Genomic DNA, 17805 nt, shown 5'->3' with positions numbered 1-17805 from the left:
TTTGGAATGAGCAAAAGGATCGAAGTGAAATGTTGATCGGCAGGGGTTTAATTATTCGCCACCGATTATTAGTTGAACCAATCGGGTATTTTCTGGTGTTTGATCTACCGCTTATATTTTTTTGTCTTCATTTCCGTATGGGAGTTTGAGCGCCAGTAAGAATGGAAAAAAACAAAATGATGAAAAATTTAGATAATTTAGTATAATGGAAGGTAATACCAGATGAGGGGGAATAACCATGAAACGTGAAGAGTTAATAGCGCCATTCCAATATAATCTTACAAGCGAAATGGAAAAGCATGCACATATACCGGGGAAGCTTGCGCTTAAGTGGCAAGATGAAAGCGGGCATATAAAAGAGCGTACATACAAAGAACTTCTGGATGCAGCAAATCAAATTGCAAACGTTTACAAAAAGGATAACTTGAAGAAAGGAGATGCAATATTGGTGGTTATTCCGCGTTTAGTGGAAGCATATGAAGTCTATCTGGCAGCATTAAAAGCGGGGATGGTTGTCATCCCGAGTTCCGAAATGCTAAAGGCCAAAGACCTTCAATATCGGATTAACCATGGAAACGTTAAGGCTGTTGTTTGTTATGAACAATTTACAAAGGAATTTGATTGCATTCCGGAGGCGGAATCTCTATTGAAATACAGCCTAGGAGATGCCAGAGTTGATGGCTGGCGATATCTGCCTGACTGTATGGGAGAAGAGAGCGCGGTTTTTAAAGCAGAGGATACCAGCAGGGATGATACAGCGTTTTTGGCTTATACTTCAGGCACAACCGGCAATCCAAAAGGCGTTGTACATACACACGGCTGGGCATATGCGCATTTGCATACTGCTGCTGAAAATTGGCTGGGAATATCGGAAGGAGACCTTGTATGGGCGACAGCAGCACCTGGATGGCAAAAGTGGATTTGGAGCCCGTTTCTGTCAGTATTGGGAATGGGAGCAACCGGATTTGTCTATAACGGAAGGTTCGAGCCTGAAATCTTCTTGTCATTATTGGAAAAATATCAAATCAATGTGCTGTGCTGTACCCCGACCGAATACCGTTTGATGGCTAAGGTGCAAAACTTGGGCGCCTATAACCTAGAACATTTGCATAGCGCGGTTTCAGCAGGAGAACCGCTAAACCAGGAAGTCATTGATACTTTCCGGAGACATTTTAATATAACGGTCCGTGACGGATATGGGCAAACAGAGAATACCTTACTGCTCGGCGTAACGAAAGGGATGAAGGTTAAACCAGGCTCGATGGGCAAGCCGACGCCGGGCAATATAGTAGAAGTAGTCGATGAAAATGGAGAGATATGCGCGATTGGAGAAGTGGGGGATATCGCGGTGCACAAAGATACTCCAGCACTTTTTAAGGAATATCTGAATGACCCTGAAAGGACGTCCATGCAGTTCCGCGGCGATTATTACATTACGGGGGATAAAGCAAAGAAAGACGAAGAAGGCTATTTTTGGTTCGAAGGCAGAGGCGATGATATCATCATTTCTTCAGGCTATACAATTGGTCCGTTTGAAGTGGAGGATGCCCTTGTCAGACACCCTGCAGTCAAAGAATGCGCAGTGGTGGCAAGTCCCGATGAAGTGCGCGGCCATGTGGTTAAAGCGTATGTCGTCTTAGGGGATCCCGAGGCCGTGCCGACAGCTGAACTTGTGGCTGAATTGCAGCAGCATGTAAAAACATTGACGGCCCCTTACAAATATCCCCGCTCCATCGAGTTTATCGACGAACTGCCAAAAACAACTTCCGGGAAAATCAGAAGAATTGAGCTTCGCCAAAAAGAGGAAAATATAATAAAACATTGAAGGTGACCAATCAGTTGTTTTATCTTCTTTGCTGTCACCCCATTTTAAAGACAGTCATAATACCAGTCACAAAGCACAAATAAATATAAGGGAAGGATAGGGACGGGAAAATTTCCCGTCCCCATTTATTATGATATGATAGGTGAAAATTCAATCAGTTAGAAGGGAAAATATGAACAGACAAAAAGAAAAAGAAGGGATTGTTTACGGAGCTCTATCCTATGTCATGTGGGGATTTATTCCGATATACTGGAAATTGCTCGACGGTGTAGGTGCAGGGGAGATACTGGCCCATCGAATCGTATGGTCATTCGTTTTTATGGTGGCGCTTCTCTTCTCCATACGCCAATGGAATGGCTTCCTGCAATATCTAAAAGAAATCATACATAATAAGAAGAAGTTTTGGTCCCTGTTTGCGGCCTCTGTTTTTGTGAGTGCGAATTGGGGCATCTTTATTTGGGCAGTCAATGCCGGCAGAATTCTCGATACAAGCCTTGGCTACTATATAAACCCGCTTGTGAGCATCGTTCTGGGGGTGACGGTCCTGAAGGAAAAGCTTAGCAAGGCTCAGGTCGTTTCTGTCTTTTTGGCTGCGTTAGGAGTGATTATTCTAACGGTTTACCTGGGTAGCTTTCCTTGGATCAGTATCGCTCTTGCTCTGACCTTTGGCATGTACGGATTGGCGAAGAAGTTGATCAATGCAGAGGCAGCAATCGGGCTAACATTGGAAACAATGATGGTTGCGCCGTTCGCACTCATCTATTGTCTTTATGTTTTTGTAAAAGGAGATTCAGGTTTTTTTACCGGCAGTAATGCGTGGCTGATGATGGGAGGCGGAATTGCTACTGCTTTGCCATTATTGCTGTTTGCTATGGGAGCTAAGCGTGTTCCGCTATCGATGATGGGCTTTCTGCAGTATATAGCGCCAACTATTTCCTTGTTGGTCGGAGTATGGATGTACCACGAAGCATTCACTAAGATTCATTTGGTCGCTTTTATCTTTATTTGGAGTGCGCTCCTGCTTTATTCGTTCTCGCAAGTAAAGTTCAAATCGCGCAATGAACATCGTATCCAGAAAGGAGCTTAAGGATGTACGTTGAGTTAGAAGAAGCGGTAAGGCTCCGGGAGAAGGGGATGCATCGACAAGCCAACGAATTGCTGATGAAGTTAGCTGAAATCCATAAAAAAGATGGAGAAACACATTATCATTGCGCCTGGAGTTTTGATGTGTTGGGCAAGGAGAAGGAAGCAGTCCCTTATTATGAAAAAGCGATTCACTTAGGTCTTAAACCGGCAGATTTAAAAGGAGCTTATGTTGGCTTGGGCAGTACCTATCGTACTCTTGGCCGATATAAAAAAGCGATTGAGACTTTTGAAAAAGGATTATGTTCTTTTCCAGACGATCCTGCTTTGAATGTGTTCTACAGCTTGGCTCTTTATAATACAGGCAGGCATCAGGAATCCATGTATATACTTCTTCAACAGATTATTGCCTTATCAAACCACGATGAGATAAAAAGATATGAAAGAGCCATAAACCTGTACAGTAGCCAGTTGGATAGGATATGGCAATAAAGCCCGTGGAGACCTTCCATGGGCTTTTTCTATGGATGAAATAGATATTTTATCCAATGAAAGCTTCCAGGCTTTTTGAAAGAGACTGCAGGCAATTGTGCTTATCTTGGTTCCTTGAACAATTGAAGTGTAAAGTATACAACAGAGATTTTCCGTTTCCGTGTAAATGCCAGTATTGATTGGGAGGTAATACGGGTTCTTTGTGCTTCAATTGTTCAGGTATGCTGCTTGTCAACATAAGGAGTACATCGGGCTGAAGGCCCCTTTCCAGCATGTTCACAAGGGGAAGTGCAATTCTTAGCTCTTCGTCATGTTGAAATAGCGAATGTTGGATAAAGAAGGCGTGAAAAAGGCTCTTGGCCATCTCTGGATACCGAGTGCGATTGCAAGAAGGATGTAATACCATTTCATTAAAAGCGTCGGCAGCATGTGCGATGCTATGCGCCCATCCTTTGTTTTCTACATATCCACGGACATCTTTTTCTCCTTCCAAATACTGAATCAGAGTATCTTGAACATGATTCAACAGGGCAGACGGCAAAAAAAGATGCTTCCTATCCATATATAAAATAAGCGCAATCAATAAAGAGCTAAAAGAACGGGTGAAGACGGAATCGTCTCCATTACCGCCCAAACCGTATAATAATTTATGATCACTAAGGCTTTCCTGTAAAAGAGAAATGAGCATTTCTTCGGATAGATGGTTATTAAGGATTAATTGGCAAAAAACACGATAGATTAGTTTGTCTCTCAATTCGCTGTCGGGAGACCCGATTTCATTCATCATATAGGAAAGAATCTGTGATTGATCAAGTGTATGCCAGCTTTTTTCATCCTGCAAAATTTTCTCTAATGTTTTCTTAAAAAGGTTGTTATCCATTTTTATGCCCCTTTGAATGTTAAATTGTCAGTAAGATAAATATTCGGCATGATAATGAGAAAACCTTGTCTTTAAAGATGATTTCAAGTAAATGAAAAGGGAAGCACATTTGGGCGCTTCCCTTTTCTTATATCGATTTTAGGCTATGTTTGCAGTTGTTTCTTCAATCGGTTTTTTCCTGTTCCGGAAATAAAAAATGAGACAGGAAATGATGACCACTATGAATACATAAGGAATAGATTTAAGCTGCGTCAATCCTAATAGAAGGAATGAACAAGCTGTGATCCCTGCACAAATGAGTGCATAAGGCAATTGAGTGGCAACATGTTCAATTTGTGTACAGCCGGCTGCTGCAGATGCAACTGTGGTTGTATCGGATACAGGGGAACAATGGTCGCCAAAAAGGGAACCGGATAGGACGGCGCTCATCATATAGAACATCATTCCTGGATCGCTTGCTTGGGCAATCTGAGCAGCAATGGGCAGCATCACTGCAAAGGTTCCCCATGAGGTGCCTGTGGCGAATGCCATGGCGCCAGTTAATAAGAAGAGCAGGAACGGCAAGAATGCGGTAGGCAGGGTGATTTCTTCCATAAGGCCAGCAAGGAAGTTTCCGGTTCCTAATTGACCGATAAAGTCGGATAATACCCATGCGTACAAAAGAATTTCAACTGCAGGCAGCGTCGTTTTCATCCCTTTTTTTAAGGTGGAAGGCAGCTGCTTGATATTCTGTTGCTGTTTTTTCAGCTGACGTGCATAAAAGGCGAAAGAAGCCAGAACGGCAATGACTGCTCCTGTCACAAGTGAAAAACTGACTTCGCTATTCGCAAAAATACTTACGATGCTAGGGGTCTCACTATTTCTGTAACCGGTCACTATCATTGAAGAGATGGCTCCTCCAGCCAACAGGGCAATCGGAATAACGAGCTCCCAGATGCTTCCGTTCGGATTGGACTTGATATGATCCGTTGGCAGCTGCTTGGTTTGTTGCTTCATTCTTCCGATATTGATATCGAAAGCTGCTGATGAAAAGACAAAAAGCAGGGTTGATATAGCATAAAAATTAGTAGTGGCAATGATCATAAATGCCATTAATGGATTTTCACCCAGTTGCAGGCTCGCAAAAATAGTGGTCAGGATAGCGATAATATAAGCGCCCCAGCTTGATAGGGGACAAAGGACACAGGTAGGGTCCGATGTTGAATGGATAATGTAGGCAAGCTTTGTCCTCGGCACTTTTGCATGGTCGATAACAGGCCCTGCGACCTGGCTGGTTACAAACATATTGAACACATCATCTGGGAATAAGCTAATGCCGCAGGTTGCAGTCATCAGCTGTGCCCCGCGTTTCGTATGTATTTTTTTGCCGATCCACATTCCGAATGCCCGGTTTCCTCCAAGCGTGCTGATGACCGCTGTCAGGATACCGAGCAAGAGAAGGAAAGAAAGGACATAGAGGTTACCGTTGTTCCATGTGCCGTCGCTATAAAAGACATGGATGACAGCCAGTAACACATTTTCAATACTTTTAAGAAGATGGCCTTGTTCGATTAAAATGGCGCTTAATAAAATACCGGCCCCTAGGGAAAGGACGATTTTTCGAGTCATGATAACAAGCGTGATAATCACGATTGGCGGGATGATACTAATAATGGAATCCAACCTTCTTACACCTCCTAAACAAAATTTTAGTATAGCATGTAAGAAAGTAAGTGAAAAGGTGAACAATAATAAATGGAAGAAAAATCCGTCTTGAGAGAAGAGATGGATTTTTCTTAATAGCGGTTCACTTATAGGAAGGTTCGCTTTACTTTTTCCCAAAAAGAATTGTCTTTTAATTTAACCGTTTTTATAACGTGGTCGCTTAAAGAAATGTCAATTTTTTCAACGTTGGCGATACTTAATGCTTCGTTGTCCATGCCGATGATCGGATAGGAATTGCTGGAATCGCTGATGCGGAGGGAAAGCTTCCGTTCGCCGCTTAAAATAAACGGGGAGCCTAGTGTACGGTATGTATTATTATTCAAGGAGGCCAATTCACTAACCTGATAGCATGGCAATATAGGATCCACTACAGCCCCGCTCATCGATTTGCTGTAGGCAGTGCTTCCTGTTGGAGTGGAAATCACCATGCCGTCACCCCGGAAAGTCTCAAAATGAAAACCATCAATCCATACATCTAGGACAAATGTCTTGATAATAGAGGAGCGAATGCTGATTTCATTCAGGCAATGAAAAGAAGGCTGGCCATCCAATGAAACTTTTATCGTTGGATATTTGCGAACTTCTATTTGTTCATTCGTAATAGCTTCAATCATTTTATCTTGGTTGGACATTGAAAAATCACAATACATATTTAATGTGCCTGATGCCGAAATCCCTGCATATAAGCAATCATCTCTGAAGCCTGTCTTACGGACTCCCTGAAGAAATGTACCGTCTTCCCCAATCGAAACAATGATGTTGGCGTCTTTGCTCTCTTTGACAATTGTAAATCCGTAGGACGATGCCAGGTCATTCACTGGTTTCATCATTTCTACTATTTTAGGGTCATTATGATGGTAAAAATAAACGTTTCGTCGATTTGCCATACTGTCACTCCCTGTTTTTATCCAACTTTTTGCAAAATTTCCATCCTTCTATATATTAACATTTGGTTGAAGCTTTTTGAAAGTTTGTTAGTATTATTTAATATAGGAACATATTTTTGCTGTGTTAGTGGTATATCTGTAAGTATGTAAATGATACAAGCTATTAAAAAGAAGGAGGACAAAAAAGAATGAGCGGAAAAAGGTGGGCGGCATTAGGAATTGCCGCGGTATTATTTTTGTTTTCACTATTTTTCAATGGAATCACATCACTATTCATCAGTGATGACGATGAAAATGTGAATTCTTTCTCTAAAATGCTGTCATTGAGTGACGACTCTATGAATGAAGACATCATTGAAGACGGGGACAGCACTCAAAAAATTGCGGTATTGGACGTTGAAGGCGTCATCCAGGACTCTACTTCAACCTCTGCAATCTTCAATGGAGATGGATATAATCATAAAAGTTTTCTGAAGCAGCTGGATATGGTGAATGAAGATCCCGATATAGCCGGCGCAGTCATCCGAGTGAATTCCCCGGGCGGCGGAGTTGTTGAAAGCGCAGAGGTATACGATAAAATCAAACAAGTGAAAAAAGAAAGCAAGAAGCCTATTTATGTATCGATGGGTGCAACTGCAGCTTCAGGCGGTTATTACATATCAGCTCCGGCGGACAAGATCTTTGCAAGCCCGGAAACAATGACTGGGTCTCTTGGGGTAATCATGCAAGGATATAATTACGAAGAATTAGCCAAAAAGCTTGGAATCAAAACAGTAACGATCAAGAGCGGTCCGTATAAGGACATCATGTCGCCGACTAGAGAAATGACGAAAGAAGAAAAAAATATTCTTCAAGACATGCTTAATAGCTCATATGACCAATTTGTAAAAGTGATTGCTGACGGGCGGGGGATGACTGAAGCCGAAGTCAAAAAAATTGCGGATGGGCGCATATATAGTGGGCGGCAGGCTAAAGAAATCGGCTTGATTGATGATTTCGGCTATCTTCAGGATGCAACAGATGCAATGAAGAAAAAAATTAAAAATAACGATGCAATGGTCGTTCGGTATTCAGAAGCGACAGGATTGGGTTCATTCTTCTCTATGGCTTCCCAAAAATGGTTTGGGGAGAAAAAGGAGCTTACCCATCTAATGGACGCTGTTTCGAATACAAATTCTCCTAGACTAATGTATTTATATGCAGAATAGGAGGGGAATCAGATGACTGAAAGAAAAGATGAGATAACAGATGGCAGACAGGACGAAGAAACGAATGAAGAAAATCGGATTGAACAGGAACCGTCTTTTCCGGTTGAGGAAAGGGATGCGGACGGCAGTTCTAAAGATCATCCGGAAGAAACGGCATTTGCCAAAGAGGCGGCTATTGAAAATGAAGGCTCTTTCGTGCAATATGCTGGTTTTTGGATGAGATTTTGGGCCTACCTGATTGATTTACTGGTGATTGGAAGCCTGGTCCGCATTTTGGTGAAACCGACGATTCGATTGATGGGCGGTTCTGTGTATGATGATTCATTCTTCTCGCCGCTTGCCATTTTATCGGCGCTCGTTTTCTTCCTCTATTTTTTGCTTATGACCCGATTTTTCCAGCAAACCCTTGGGAAAATGGTGTTCGGTTTACGTGTGGTTTCGCTTAAAAATGAGACATTGTCGTGGAGCTCTCTCTTTTTTAGGGAGATTATCGGCAGATATATTTGCAAAAAAATATGGTTGTTGTATGTGCTAGTCGGCATTTTGCCGAAGAAGCAGGGCATCCATGATTTGTTTGCTGATACATCTGTGATTGTAGAGCGGAGACATTGATGTCCGGAATCAATAATTGGGAATAAACCTGCCTTTGGCAGGTTTATTTTTTGTGGGCTTGACTAGAATGGAATCTTGAAAGGATGTAACCGAATATGAAAATTCTTCTTTTTCTAGCCATTTTGCTTCTTTTATTGGCGGTCTATATATGCTTGTCTTCCGTAACGATCTTAATCCATTATGCCCATAATGGCGATAATGACCAGCTGACAATTCGATTTAAAGCATTATCGGGTCTTTTTCGTAAAAAAATAAACGTACCGGTCATCAAGGTTAATGTCCCCGACGCTTCGATCGATACGAAAGCAAAAACAGGGAAGGCCAATAAGAAGAGAGCATCATTCAGTTTAGAGTGGGCTAAGAAAAAGATGGAAGAAACAAAAATGATCATACGGCATGTGCAGGACGCACAACCTATTGTGGCACGTTTTCTTAAAAAGGTGAACATTCGACAACTTTATTGGCACAGTGCAGTAGGTGTGATTGATGCCCCCTTGACAGCAAAAATAAGCGGCGTGGCCTGGAGTGCCAAAGCTGTGGTCCTTGCAGTGATCCATCGGTTTTTCCGTGTTGCCTGCCAGCCGGATTATCATGTACAGCCTGCCTTTAACCGCAACATAACAGCAACCGAGTTCAATTGTATAATTCAAGTCAAGGTTGGACATGCTATCTTAACAGCCTGTAAGTTGCTAGCCAACTATCAGCGAATCAAGCATTCAGATAAGGTTAGTGGGAAACATGCCGGCAATAACGAAACAGTATAGCAGGAGGGATCAGCATGTCGGAACATCCGATTCAAGGCTTAATGAGCGCTGCAATGGAAAATTTGAAAGAAATGATCGATGTGAATACCATCATCGGCGATCCTGTCGAAACGCCTGATGGCAGCGTGATTATTACAGTATCCAAGGTAGGGTTTGGATTTGCGGCTGGAGGCAGTGAGTTCAACGGAGGATCTTCCACCGGGGGATCCGGAGGCCAGCAGCAAGGAGAGAAAAAGTTGCCGTTCGGCGGAGGCAGCGGGGGTGGAGTTTCCATTACCCCTATCGCTTTTTTGATCGTGAACAATAAAGGCGTCCAAATGCTTCATCTTGATCAAAATACACATTTAGTAGAACGTTTACTTGACGTTGCACCTGCTGCGGTAGAAAAGATACAGGCTATGCTTTCAAAAAAAGAGAGCCAGGAAAGCGGAACCCACAAAGGACCGAAGCATGACCTAGAATAGAATGTTTAAAATTCAGGCGGCGTGGTAAATGTAATTGATTGATAAAAAAGAATAAAAAACATATGATAACACTATACATATGTTGAAAAATAGAGGGGAGAATGAACATGGCTAAGGTAACATTTAAAAACGAACCAGTCACATTAATTGGGGAAGAAGTAAAAGTTGGACAAACTGCACCTGATTTTACAGTCCTTCGCAACGATTTATCCGAAGTGAAATTATCCGATTATGGTGACAAAGTGAAAATTATTAGCGTTGTTCCTTCCATTGATACAGGAGTATGTGCAGCTCAAACACGTACATTCAATGAAGAGGCAAGCAAGATTCCAAATGTTAAAATCCTAACAATTAGCTGTGATTTGCCATTTGCCCAGAAGCGCTGGTGTGCAGCGGAAGGCATCGAAAATGTTGAAGTGCTATCCGATCATAGAGACCTATCATTCGGCACTGCATTCGGTACCGTAATGAAAGAATTACGCCTTTTGGCGCGCTCTGTCTTCGTATTGGACCAGAACAACAAGGTTGTTTACGTAGAGTATGTAAGTGAAGGCACGAACCATCCGGATTATGAAGCTTCGATTAAAGCAGCAAAAGAATTACAATAGGTCTTCCACAGCGGAGTGCCTGATTGGATCCTGTAAAAGGACTCCATCTTCTTAGAGAAAGCCGATTCTATTGTATGTCACTTGCATGCAGTAGAATCGGCTTTTTTCTTCCATTTTTCCTACAGGTTCCACCGTCCTGATGGTTGCTTCTTTACGTAATTCCGTTTCTTTGGTTACAATAGTGGATAAGAAGAACGGAGGTTGTATAGATTTGAAATTGGATAATATCGAAAAAGCATTCCGGGTATTGGACGAAACAGCTCAGGAAATCGAAAAGGAATGCAAGTGTACGTATTTAGAAGCAATCGCTGAAACAGCAGAGAATATTTTTCATGATCAGGTGCTCCAACCAGAAATCAGCGAAACCACAAAAAGAAGATTACTGAACCAATATGATGCAGGCAATTTCCTGCAATTTAATAAAGAAACAATCCGCAAGGCCTATCAATTGGCGATCCTTAAGGGGATGAAGCAGAATACACAGCCAAACCATCAAATGACCCCGGACACTATCGGCTTGTTTGTATCCTATCTGGTGCGCAAATGCATAGGAGACGAAAAATCGTTCCGGATTTTGGACCCTGCAGTTGGCACGGGCAATTTGTTGCTGACCGTCCAACAGCAATTCGAAGACAAGGATATCCATAGCATTGGCGTGGATGTCGATGATTTATTGGTCAAACTGGCGTATAACGGAGCGAACCTCCTTGAGTATTCTGTGGAATTATATAATGGCGACAGCATCCGCCCGCTGTTCGTAGATCCGGTGGACATCGTCGTGAGCGATTTGCCTGTCGGCTATTATCCCGACGATGTGCGTGCGGCAGAGTTTGAAGTCAAAGCAGATGAAGGACATACATATGCCCACCATCTTTTGATCGAACAAAGTGTCACCCATCTGAAAGAGGGGGGATATGGGATCTTTATAGTCCCTAATTCGGTATTTGAAACGGAACAGGCTCCCCTATTGAATGCGTACTTGAAGGAACACACATATATTCAAGGGTTGGCGGCTTTGCCGATGTCTTTATTCAAAAGTGAGGGCGCCGCAAAAAGTGTATTGATCGTTCAAAAGAAAAAAGAGGGCCTGCATGCTCCTAAGAATGCTCTCTTGGTGCAGCTTCCCAAACTTTCTGACGGTCCAGCGATGCAGTCTATCCTGAAACAAATGGATCAATGGTTCAGAGAAGAAAAAAACAAATAAAATAAGACAACACGACTACGATACCCCGCATCTGAGTGCTTTTTTCAGAGCGGGTTTTTTTGTCCATTTCGAGAAGTATAAAGAAAAACTGTTATACTTAGCCGGATGGAACATCATGCTGTTTTCCAATTGCCGTAGATCCTTTTGTATAAATGGGCGCTGTCTTTCAAATGATATCTGTTATACTATCGACAAATAAAATCACTGAAACAGAAATAATTTACTAAATAATGCCTTTATTTATTCATAAAAAATTGCCTTGTAAATAGGACAATTCAATGCTTAAATGTTACTGTAAGAATTAGTATTACAGCGTTTAACGATATTATTAACACAGCATAGAAAGACAAAGCGAAGGAGTGGCACTTAATGTCAAAAATTATGGCAATTAACGCAGGAAGTTCTTCCCTTAAATTTCAATTGTTTGAAATGCCTTCCGAAAAAGTCATTACAAAAGGCCTTGTAGAAAGAATTGGATTAAAAGATTCAATTTTTACTATATCTGTAAACGAAGAGAAAGTGACAGAAGTAGGCGACATCAAAGACCATGAAGTGGCTGTCAAGATGCTGCTTGATAAATTGCTGAAACATCATATTATTGCATCCTATGAGGAAATTAAAGGAATTGGCCACCGGGTCGTACATGGCGGTGAATTATTTGATGATTCAGCTGTCATTAATGACGATGTATTGCAAAAAATTGAAAGCCTATCAGATCTGGCACCTCTTCATAATCCTGCAAACCTTGTAGGAATCCGTGCATTCCAGCAAGTTCTGAAAGATATCCCCGCAGTAGCTGTTTTTGACACCGCTTTCCATCAAACGATGCCTGAAAGTTCTTATCTATATTCGCTTCCATATGATTATTATAAACAATATGGAATTCGTAAATATGGCTTCCATGGCACATCCCATAAATATGTGGCGGAAAGAGCTGCAAAAATGTTAGGCAGACCAGCTGAGCAATTGCGGTTGATTTCTTGCCATTTAGGAAACGGTGCAAGTATTGCAGCGATTGAAGGCGGTAAATCCATCGATACATCTATGGGCTTTACACCGCTTGCTGGTGTGACAATGGGCACGCGTTCAGGGAATATCGACCCGGCATTGCTTCCGTTTATCATGGAAAAGACAGGTAAGAGCGCTGAAGAAGTCATTGAAGTATTGAATAAAGAAAGCGGTCTACTTGGAGTGTCAGGCTTTTCAAGTGATTTGCGTGATATCCAGCAACAAGCGGAAGAAGGAAACCATCGTGCTGAGTTGGCGCTTGAGGTCTTTGCAAACCGGATCCATAAGTACATTGGCTCTTATGCTTCCAGAATGTCAGGAGTGGATGCAATCATCTTCACAGCGGGAATTGGTGAAAATAGTGATGTAATCCGTGCTCGTGTGCTTGATGGATTGGAATTCATGGGTGTGTATTGGAATCCATCCTCTAACCAGGTCCGTGGAAAAGAAGCATTTATTTCTTATCCTCATTCTCCGGTTAAAGTATTGGTTATCCCAACCAATGAAGAAGTAATGATTGCACGTGATGTTATGCGTCTTTCAGGAATTGAATCGGCAACCCTTCAAGAAGCGGATATGTAATGGAACGATGGCTTGCAGAACTGTGTCTAAAGGCGCGGCTCTGCAGGCTTTTCTTAGATTCATGCTGCTTTTTATGCATGGGGGTGTATATGTTATACTGGAAAAAATACCCTAAATATAAGAGTGGAGTGATTGCGTATGGATAAGGTGCAACGTGAGGAAATTCTCGCCGAAGAAATTAGGCAATGGGAAGAGAGGATATACAGTTATGAGAGCTCTGATTTTGAATTGCTATATCAGAAAGCAGTGGAAAGCGGTTTTTCCTTGATTCCTGAAGAAAAGCAAGCTGAGTTCTTTACGATGGTGGATAATATGCTTTTTCATTTGCATGCCATGATTCAAGGTTCTCATGTCCAACAGGATGCTCGTGAACGGATTTTATCGTCTGCCCGCATTTTTTCGGAAGAGATTATCGACTTAGAGGATATGAAGTCATTATCAGCGGATCAATTAAAGTACATAGCCGAGCAACAGATTGCAAGGCACCGGCTCTATTCCTTTGCGCAAGGCGGTATTAGCGGAATGGGCGGCGCAGCTTTAATGGCGACTGACCTTCCTGCCATTGCTGTTATCAATTTGCGCCTTGTGCAGCTGATAGCCATGACCTATGGGTATGAAGTGAACACCCCAAAGGAAATGATGATATCTTTGAAAGTATTCCAGTGTGGGACAATGCCAATGCGCCTGCAATCGGTTGGTCTGGATGAGCTGAAAGAGATTATCATGGATGAAGAAGAAGCCTATTTCTTTGAGGGGAACGAAGAGATGGCAAATATATCCTGGCTGGAGCAGCCTTTAAAGCAGGTGATGAAATACTTGGCAATCTCTCTTTTAAGGAAGAAGAAAGTCCAAGGGCTTCCTCTGTTTTCTATGGTTGTCGGAGCGGGCAATAATTATTCATTGACAAGAAGAGTAAGCGAATTTGCCCATCGATTTTATCAGTATCGTTATTTAAAGGAAAAAGCAGGAGCATAATCGGGCGCCAATAAGGCGTTCAGTAAAAGCGGGAGGCTATTGTAGCCTCCCGCTTTTTGCGGCTTGGCATAAAGGCGGAAAGCTTCGATTATTTTAGCGGAACAGACAGGCTGGGCTCAAAACGGTACCACAGCCACAGCTCATTAATGGAAGAAGCCAGATCTGCTATTTCTGAATTTATTATACATGAATTTGGAAAATCGTCTTCTTCGTCAAGAAGTGTTTGTTTGCGATTGATTTCCATTTCGATTTCTTTAATGCGGTCTGGTATCTTTCCTCTGTTCTCTTCCCATAGGAATAGAATTTGCTGCTGTTCCACAGTGGATACCCCCTCCCAATCAATCGTGTTCTTGGGTATGCTTATGCCCAGTCTTTCATTGTATACAAAGAATCTGCTGGCCATTGCCAGAACACCTCTTTCCAGTGCATATGTGCTACCAGTGTACAATATTGCGGATCATAAATAAATGAAAGAGTCTGCATTTGCCTAAATTTTTATAAAACTTAAAAAATGGGGCATTTTTTCCTTGCGAAATGTCAAAATAACTGGTAAAGTGGTTACAAGATTTTGAATAAAAATTATATGTGATGAATTTTTATTCATATATGGAGGGAAATGAATTGGGAAATCAAAAAGTAGTATTGGCGTATTCGGGCGGATTGGACACATCAGTAGCCATAAAATGGCTTCAAGACCAAGGGTATGATGTAGTAGCTTGTTGTTTAGATGTAGGTGAAGGTAAAGATCTTGAATTTGTAAAAAACAAAGCCATTTCCGTAGGTGCAATTAAATCATATGTAGTGGACGCAAAAGAGGAATTTGCCAATGAGTTTGCTTTGCGTGCATTACAGGCACATACGCTTTATGAAGGTAAATACCCGCTTGTCTCAGCATTATCGCGTCCGCTTATTGCTAAGAAATTAGTGGAAATCGCCAATCTTGAAGGGGCTGTCGCTGTCGCACATGGCTGTACGGGAAAAGGAAATGACCAAGTGCGCTTCGAGGTGGCAATCTCGGCGCTAGATCCTGAACTGCAAGTATTGGCACCTGTACGTGAATGGGGCTGGTCGCGGGAAGAAGAAATCCAGTATGCAACCAAACATGATATTCCGATTCCTATCAACTTGGATAGCCCTTATTCCATCGATCAAAATCTATGGGGCAGAAGCAATGAATGTGGAATTTTGGAAGACCCTTGGGCTGCTCCGCCGGCAGGGGCCTATGACTTAACGGTAAGTGTAGAAGAAGCGCCAGATCAAGCAGATATTATAGAACTGACTTTCAAAGAGGGTGTACCTGTCGCTTTGGATGGTGTGCCTTATAAGTTGTCCGATTTAATTGTGGAATTGAATCAGTTGGCAGGCAAGCATGGGGTCGGTCGAATCGACCATGTAGAAAACAGATTAATCGGCATCAAATCACGTGAAGTGTACGAATGCCCAGCTGCCATTACACTGATCAAAGCCCATAAAGAATTGGAAGATATCACACTTGTTAAGGAAGTTGCCCATTTCAAGCCGATTATTGAAAAAAAATTGACTGAGCTCATTTATGAAGGATTATGGTATTCGCCATTGAAAGACGCACTTCTTGGATTCCTCGATGAAACCCAAAAGTCGGTGAATGGCGTAGTGCGGGTTAAACTATTCAAAGGACATGCCATCATAGAAGGAAGAAAATCAGAAAACTCATTATACAATGAAAAGTTGGCTACTTATACAACAGATGATGAGTTCGACCATAGCGCTGCAGTAGGATTCATTAAATTGTGGGGACTGCCTACTAAAGTCAATGCTGTTGTTCATTCGAAGAAGGTGAATGCGTGAAAAAATTATGGGGAGGCAGATTCACCAAGTCAGCAGAGGAATGGGTAGATGAATTCGGTGCTTCCATCTCTTTTGATCAGGAATTGATGCTTGAAGATATAGAGGGAAGCCTCGCCCATGTCAACATGCTGGCAAGCAGTGGCATACTGTCAAAAGAAGAATGCGGTCAAATCGTCAAAGGATTATTGTCTTTAAAAGAAAAAGCAGAACGCAATGAGCTTGAGTTCTCTGTGAAGATGGAAGATATCCATTTGAATCTTGAGAGCATGCTGATCGATGAAATAGGCCCTGTAGGTGGAAAACTGCACACGGGCCGCAGTCGGAATGACCAGGTGGCTACTGATGTGCATTTGTATTTGCGCAAAAAGGTAGAGGAGATCATCGTTTTGATTGCAGAAATGCAAGCAGCCATTGTGCAGCAGGCGGAGAAGCATGTAGAAACGATCGTACCCGGTTATACCCATCTTCAGCGGGCCCAGCCAATTTCTTTTGCACATCATTTAATGGCTTATTTCTGGATGCTGGAACGAGATAAGCAACGTTTCAAAGAAAACGGAACGCGGATTAATAAGTCTCCATTGGGAGCGGGGGCTCTTGCGGGCACCACATTTCCGATTAACCGCGCATATTCCGCTGAACTTCTTGGCTTCGGCAGTATCTATGAAAACAGCCTGGATGCAGTCAGCGACCGTGATTTCATCATAGAGTTTCTCTCAAACAGTTCCATGCTGATGATGCATTTGTCACGTTTTGCGGAAGAAATCATTCTGTGGTGCAGCCAGGAATTCCAATTCATTGAATTGGATGATGCGTTTTCAACAGGCAGCAGTATCATGCCGCAAAAGAAAAATCCCGATATGGCTGAATTAATTAGAGGAAAGACAGGAAGAGTATACGGGAACCTATTCGGTTTATTGACGGTGTTGAAAGGGCTGCCTCTTGCCTATAATAAAGATATGCAAGAAGATAAAGAAGGAATGTTTGACACTGTGAAGACTGTAACCGGCTCATTGAAGATATTTGCCGGTATGGTTTCCTCTATGAAAGTGCGGACAGAAAACATGGAAAAAGCCGTGAAAACCGATTTTTCCAATGCAACGGAATTGGCTGATTATCTTGCCGGCAAAGGAATGCCATTCAGACAGGCGCATGAAGTGGTTGGACAGCTGGTACTTTCATGCATTCAAAAGGATTGTTACCTGGCTGATTTATCGATCGGCGATTTTAAGCAGGCAAGCGAGTTGTTCGAAGAAGATATCTATAATGCCCTTGAGCCGTATCAGGCAGTGAAACGGAGAAATAGCGCCGGTGGCACAGGGTTTGAGCAAGTGAAGCAGGCGCTCGCTAAAGCGAAGTCGTTGCTGGCTGGAGAGTAAGCTGGCTGAAATAACCCGAGTCCTTATTTAGGGCTCGGGTTATTTGTCTTGTAAATCAATCAGTTGCAACATTCGAAGTTATTTAATTGAGGGCAATACGGCGACAATAGCAACTAATGAAAGAGTAAAAATAAACTATGCTAATGGAACGAGCGAAACGAAGGAATACAATTGGATATATGAAGCGGTTAAAGCCGACTCCGGTTTTCAATTGGCCACTATTAAAGAGGAGTAATGAGGGAGGACCGTGCAGTCACATTTTTAAATTCAGTAGTTAAAAAAGCGCGCCGATGCTGGCGCGCTTTT

General features: G+C 42.4%; 18 protein-coding genes. 14 read left to right on the top strand and 4 right to left on the bottom strand.

The annotated features are described in order from the left end of the window. Positions 1-238: 238 nt before the first annotated feature. The 3 genes from mbcS to BN1765_RS15880 all read left to right on the top strand — a co-directional run bounded on the left by mbcS (position 239) and on the right by BN1765_RS15880 (position 3400). Positions 239-1825, top strand: coding sequence for an acyl-CoA synthetase MbcS (gene mbcS, locus BN1765_RS15890; RefSeq protein WP_050616059.1), 1587 nt, complete (start codon positions 239-241; stop codon positions 1823-1825). A gap of 172 nt (positions 1826-1997) precedes the next feature. Further along, a complete protein-coding gene (rarD, locus tag BN1765_RS15885; RefSeq protein WP_050616058.1) occupies positions 1998-2912 on the top strand; it encodes an EamA family transporter RarD in 915 nt (304 codons plus the stop codon). A 2-nt stretch (positions 2913-2914) separates the two neighbouring features. Continuing rightward, positions 2915-3400, top strand: coding sequence for a tetratricopeptide repeat protein (locus BN1765_RS15880; protein WP_050616057.1), 486 nt, complete (start codon positions 2915-2917; stop codon positions 3398-3400). Positions 3401-3449: 49 nt separating this feature from the next. Here the strand turns inward: BN1765_RS15880 and BN1765_RS15875 are convergent, their stop codons facing one another. From BN1765_RS15875 to BN1765_RS15865, 3 genes are all read right to left on the bottom strand, one after another. Beyond that, on the bottom strand, positions 3450-4280 hold the full coding sequence (locus BN1765_RS15875; protein ID WP_050616056.1) for a DUF2785 domain-containing protein: 831 nt from the start codon (positions 4278-4280) through the stop codon (positions 3450-3452). Positions 4281-4418: 138 nt separating this feature from the next. Then, positions 4419-5942, bottom strand: coding sequence for a Na+/H+ antiporter NhaC family protein (locus tag BN1765_RS15870; protein WP_050616055.1), 1524 nt, complete (start codon positions 5940-5942; stop codon positions 4419-4421). 128 nt (positions 5943-6070) lie between these two features. Further along, positions 6071-6871 carry an NAD kinase gene (locus BN1765_RS15865; protein ID WP_050616054.1) on the bottom strand — a complete coding sequence of 267 codons (801 nt, stop codon included), beginning with the start codon at positions 6869-6871 and terminating at the stop codon, positions 6071-6073. A 188-nt stretch (positions 6872-7059) separates the two neighbouring features. On the opposite strand from BN1765_RS15865, the gene sppA reads away from it, so the two are divergent. The 8 genes from sppA (at position 7060) to BN1765_RS15825 (ending at position 14296) form a co-directional block, all read left to right on the top strand. Continuing rightward, entirely contained in the window at positions 7060-8079 is a 1020-nt protein-coding gene (gene sppA, locus BN1765_RS15860; protein WP_050616053.1) for a signal peptide peptidase SppA, read from the top strand. A 12-nt stretch (positions 8080-8091) separates the two neighbouring features. Continuing rightward, positions 8092-8691, top strand: coding sequence for an RDD family protein (locus BN1765_RS15855; RefSeq protein WP_069203042.1), 600 nt, complete (start codon positions 8092-8094; stop codon positions 8689-8691). A gap of 95 nt (positions 8692-8786) precedes the next feature. Further along, on the top strand, positions 8787-9455 hold the full coding sequence (locus BN1765_RS15850) for a DUF2953 domain-containing protein (protein ID WP_050616052.1): 669 nt from the start codon (positions 8787-8789) through the stop codon (positions 9453-9455). Positions 9456-9469: 14 nt separating this feature from the next. Next, entirely contained in the window at positions 9470-9919 is a 450-nt protein-coding gene (gene ytfJ / locus BN1765_RS15845; protein WP_050616051.1) for a GerW family sporulation protein, read from the top strand. A 107-nt stretch (positions 9920-10026) separates the two neighbouring features. Beyond that, a complete protein-coding gene (tpx, locus tag BN1765_RS15840; RefSeq protein ID WP_050616050.1) occupies positions 10027-10527 on the top strand; it encodes a thiol peroxidase in 501 nt (166 codons plus the stop codon). Between the two features lie 211 nt (positions 10528-10738). Continuing rightward, positions 10739-11731 carry a class I SAM-dependent methyltransferase gene (locus BN1765_RS15835; RefSeq protein ID WP_050616049.1) on the top strand — a complete coding sequence of 331 codons (993 nt, stop codon included), beginning with the start codon at positions 10739-10741 and terminating at the stop codon, positions 11729-11731. A gap of 369 nt (positions 11732-12100) precedes the next feature. Then, positions 12101-13321 (top strand): acetate kinase, encoded by a 1221-nt coding sequence (locus BN1765_RS15830; RefSeq protein WP_050616048.1) that lies wholly within the window; start codon positions 12101-12103, stop codon positions 13319-13321. Positions 13322-13459: 138 nt separating this feature from the next. Then, positions 13460-14296, top strand: coding sequence for an EcsC family protein (locus BN1765_RS15825; RefSeq protein WP_050616047.1), 837 nt, complete (start codon positions 13460-13462; stop codon positions 14294-14296). A gap of 88 nt (positions 14297-14384) precedes the next feature. On the opposite strand, the gene BN1765_RS15820 is transcribed toward BN1765_RS15825, so the two are convergent. After that, positions 14385-14699: a hypothetical protein gene (locus tag BN1765_RS15820; RefSeq protein ID WP_050616046.1), complete on the bottom strand. Its 315-nt coding sequence runs from the start codon at positions 14697-14699 to the stop codon at positions 14385-14387. Between the two features lie 218 nt (positions 14700-14917). Between BN1765_RS15820 and BN1765_RS15815 the strand changes: the two genes are divergently transcribed. From BN1765_RS15815 to BN1765_RS20815, 3 genes are read left to right on the top strand one after another with little or no spacing between them, the layout of a single operon-like run. Next, complete coding sequence (locus BN1765_RS15815; protein WP_147554215.1) at positions 14918-16123, top strand: argininosuccinate synthase; 1206 nt, start codon at positions 14918-14920, stop codon at positions 16121-16123. Further along, positions 16120-17499, top strand: coding sequence for an argininosuccinate lyase (argH, locus tag BN1765_RS15810; RefSeq protein ID WP_050616045.1), 1380 nt, complete (start codon positions 16120-16122; stop codon positions 17497-17499). The genes BN1765_RS15815 and argH overlap by 4 nt, the downstream gene beginning before the upstream one ends. A gap of 43 nt (positions 17500-17542) precedes the next feature. Beyond that, positions 17543-17734 (top strand): TcaA NTF2-like domain-containing protein, encoded by a 192-nt coding sequence (locus BN1765_RS20815; protein ID WP_390621183.1) that lies wholly within the window; start codon positions 17543-17545, stop codon positions 17732-17734. The last annotated feature ends 71 nt before the right edge of the window (positions 17735-17805 follow it).

The sequence above is a fragment of the Bacillus testis genome (assembly GCF_001243895.1).
Lineage (GTDB): Bacteria > Bacillota > Bacilli > Bacillales > DSM-1321 > Bacillus_AD > Bacillus_AD testis.
This window is presented reverse-complemented; position numbering and strand designations above follow the sequence as displayed.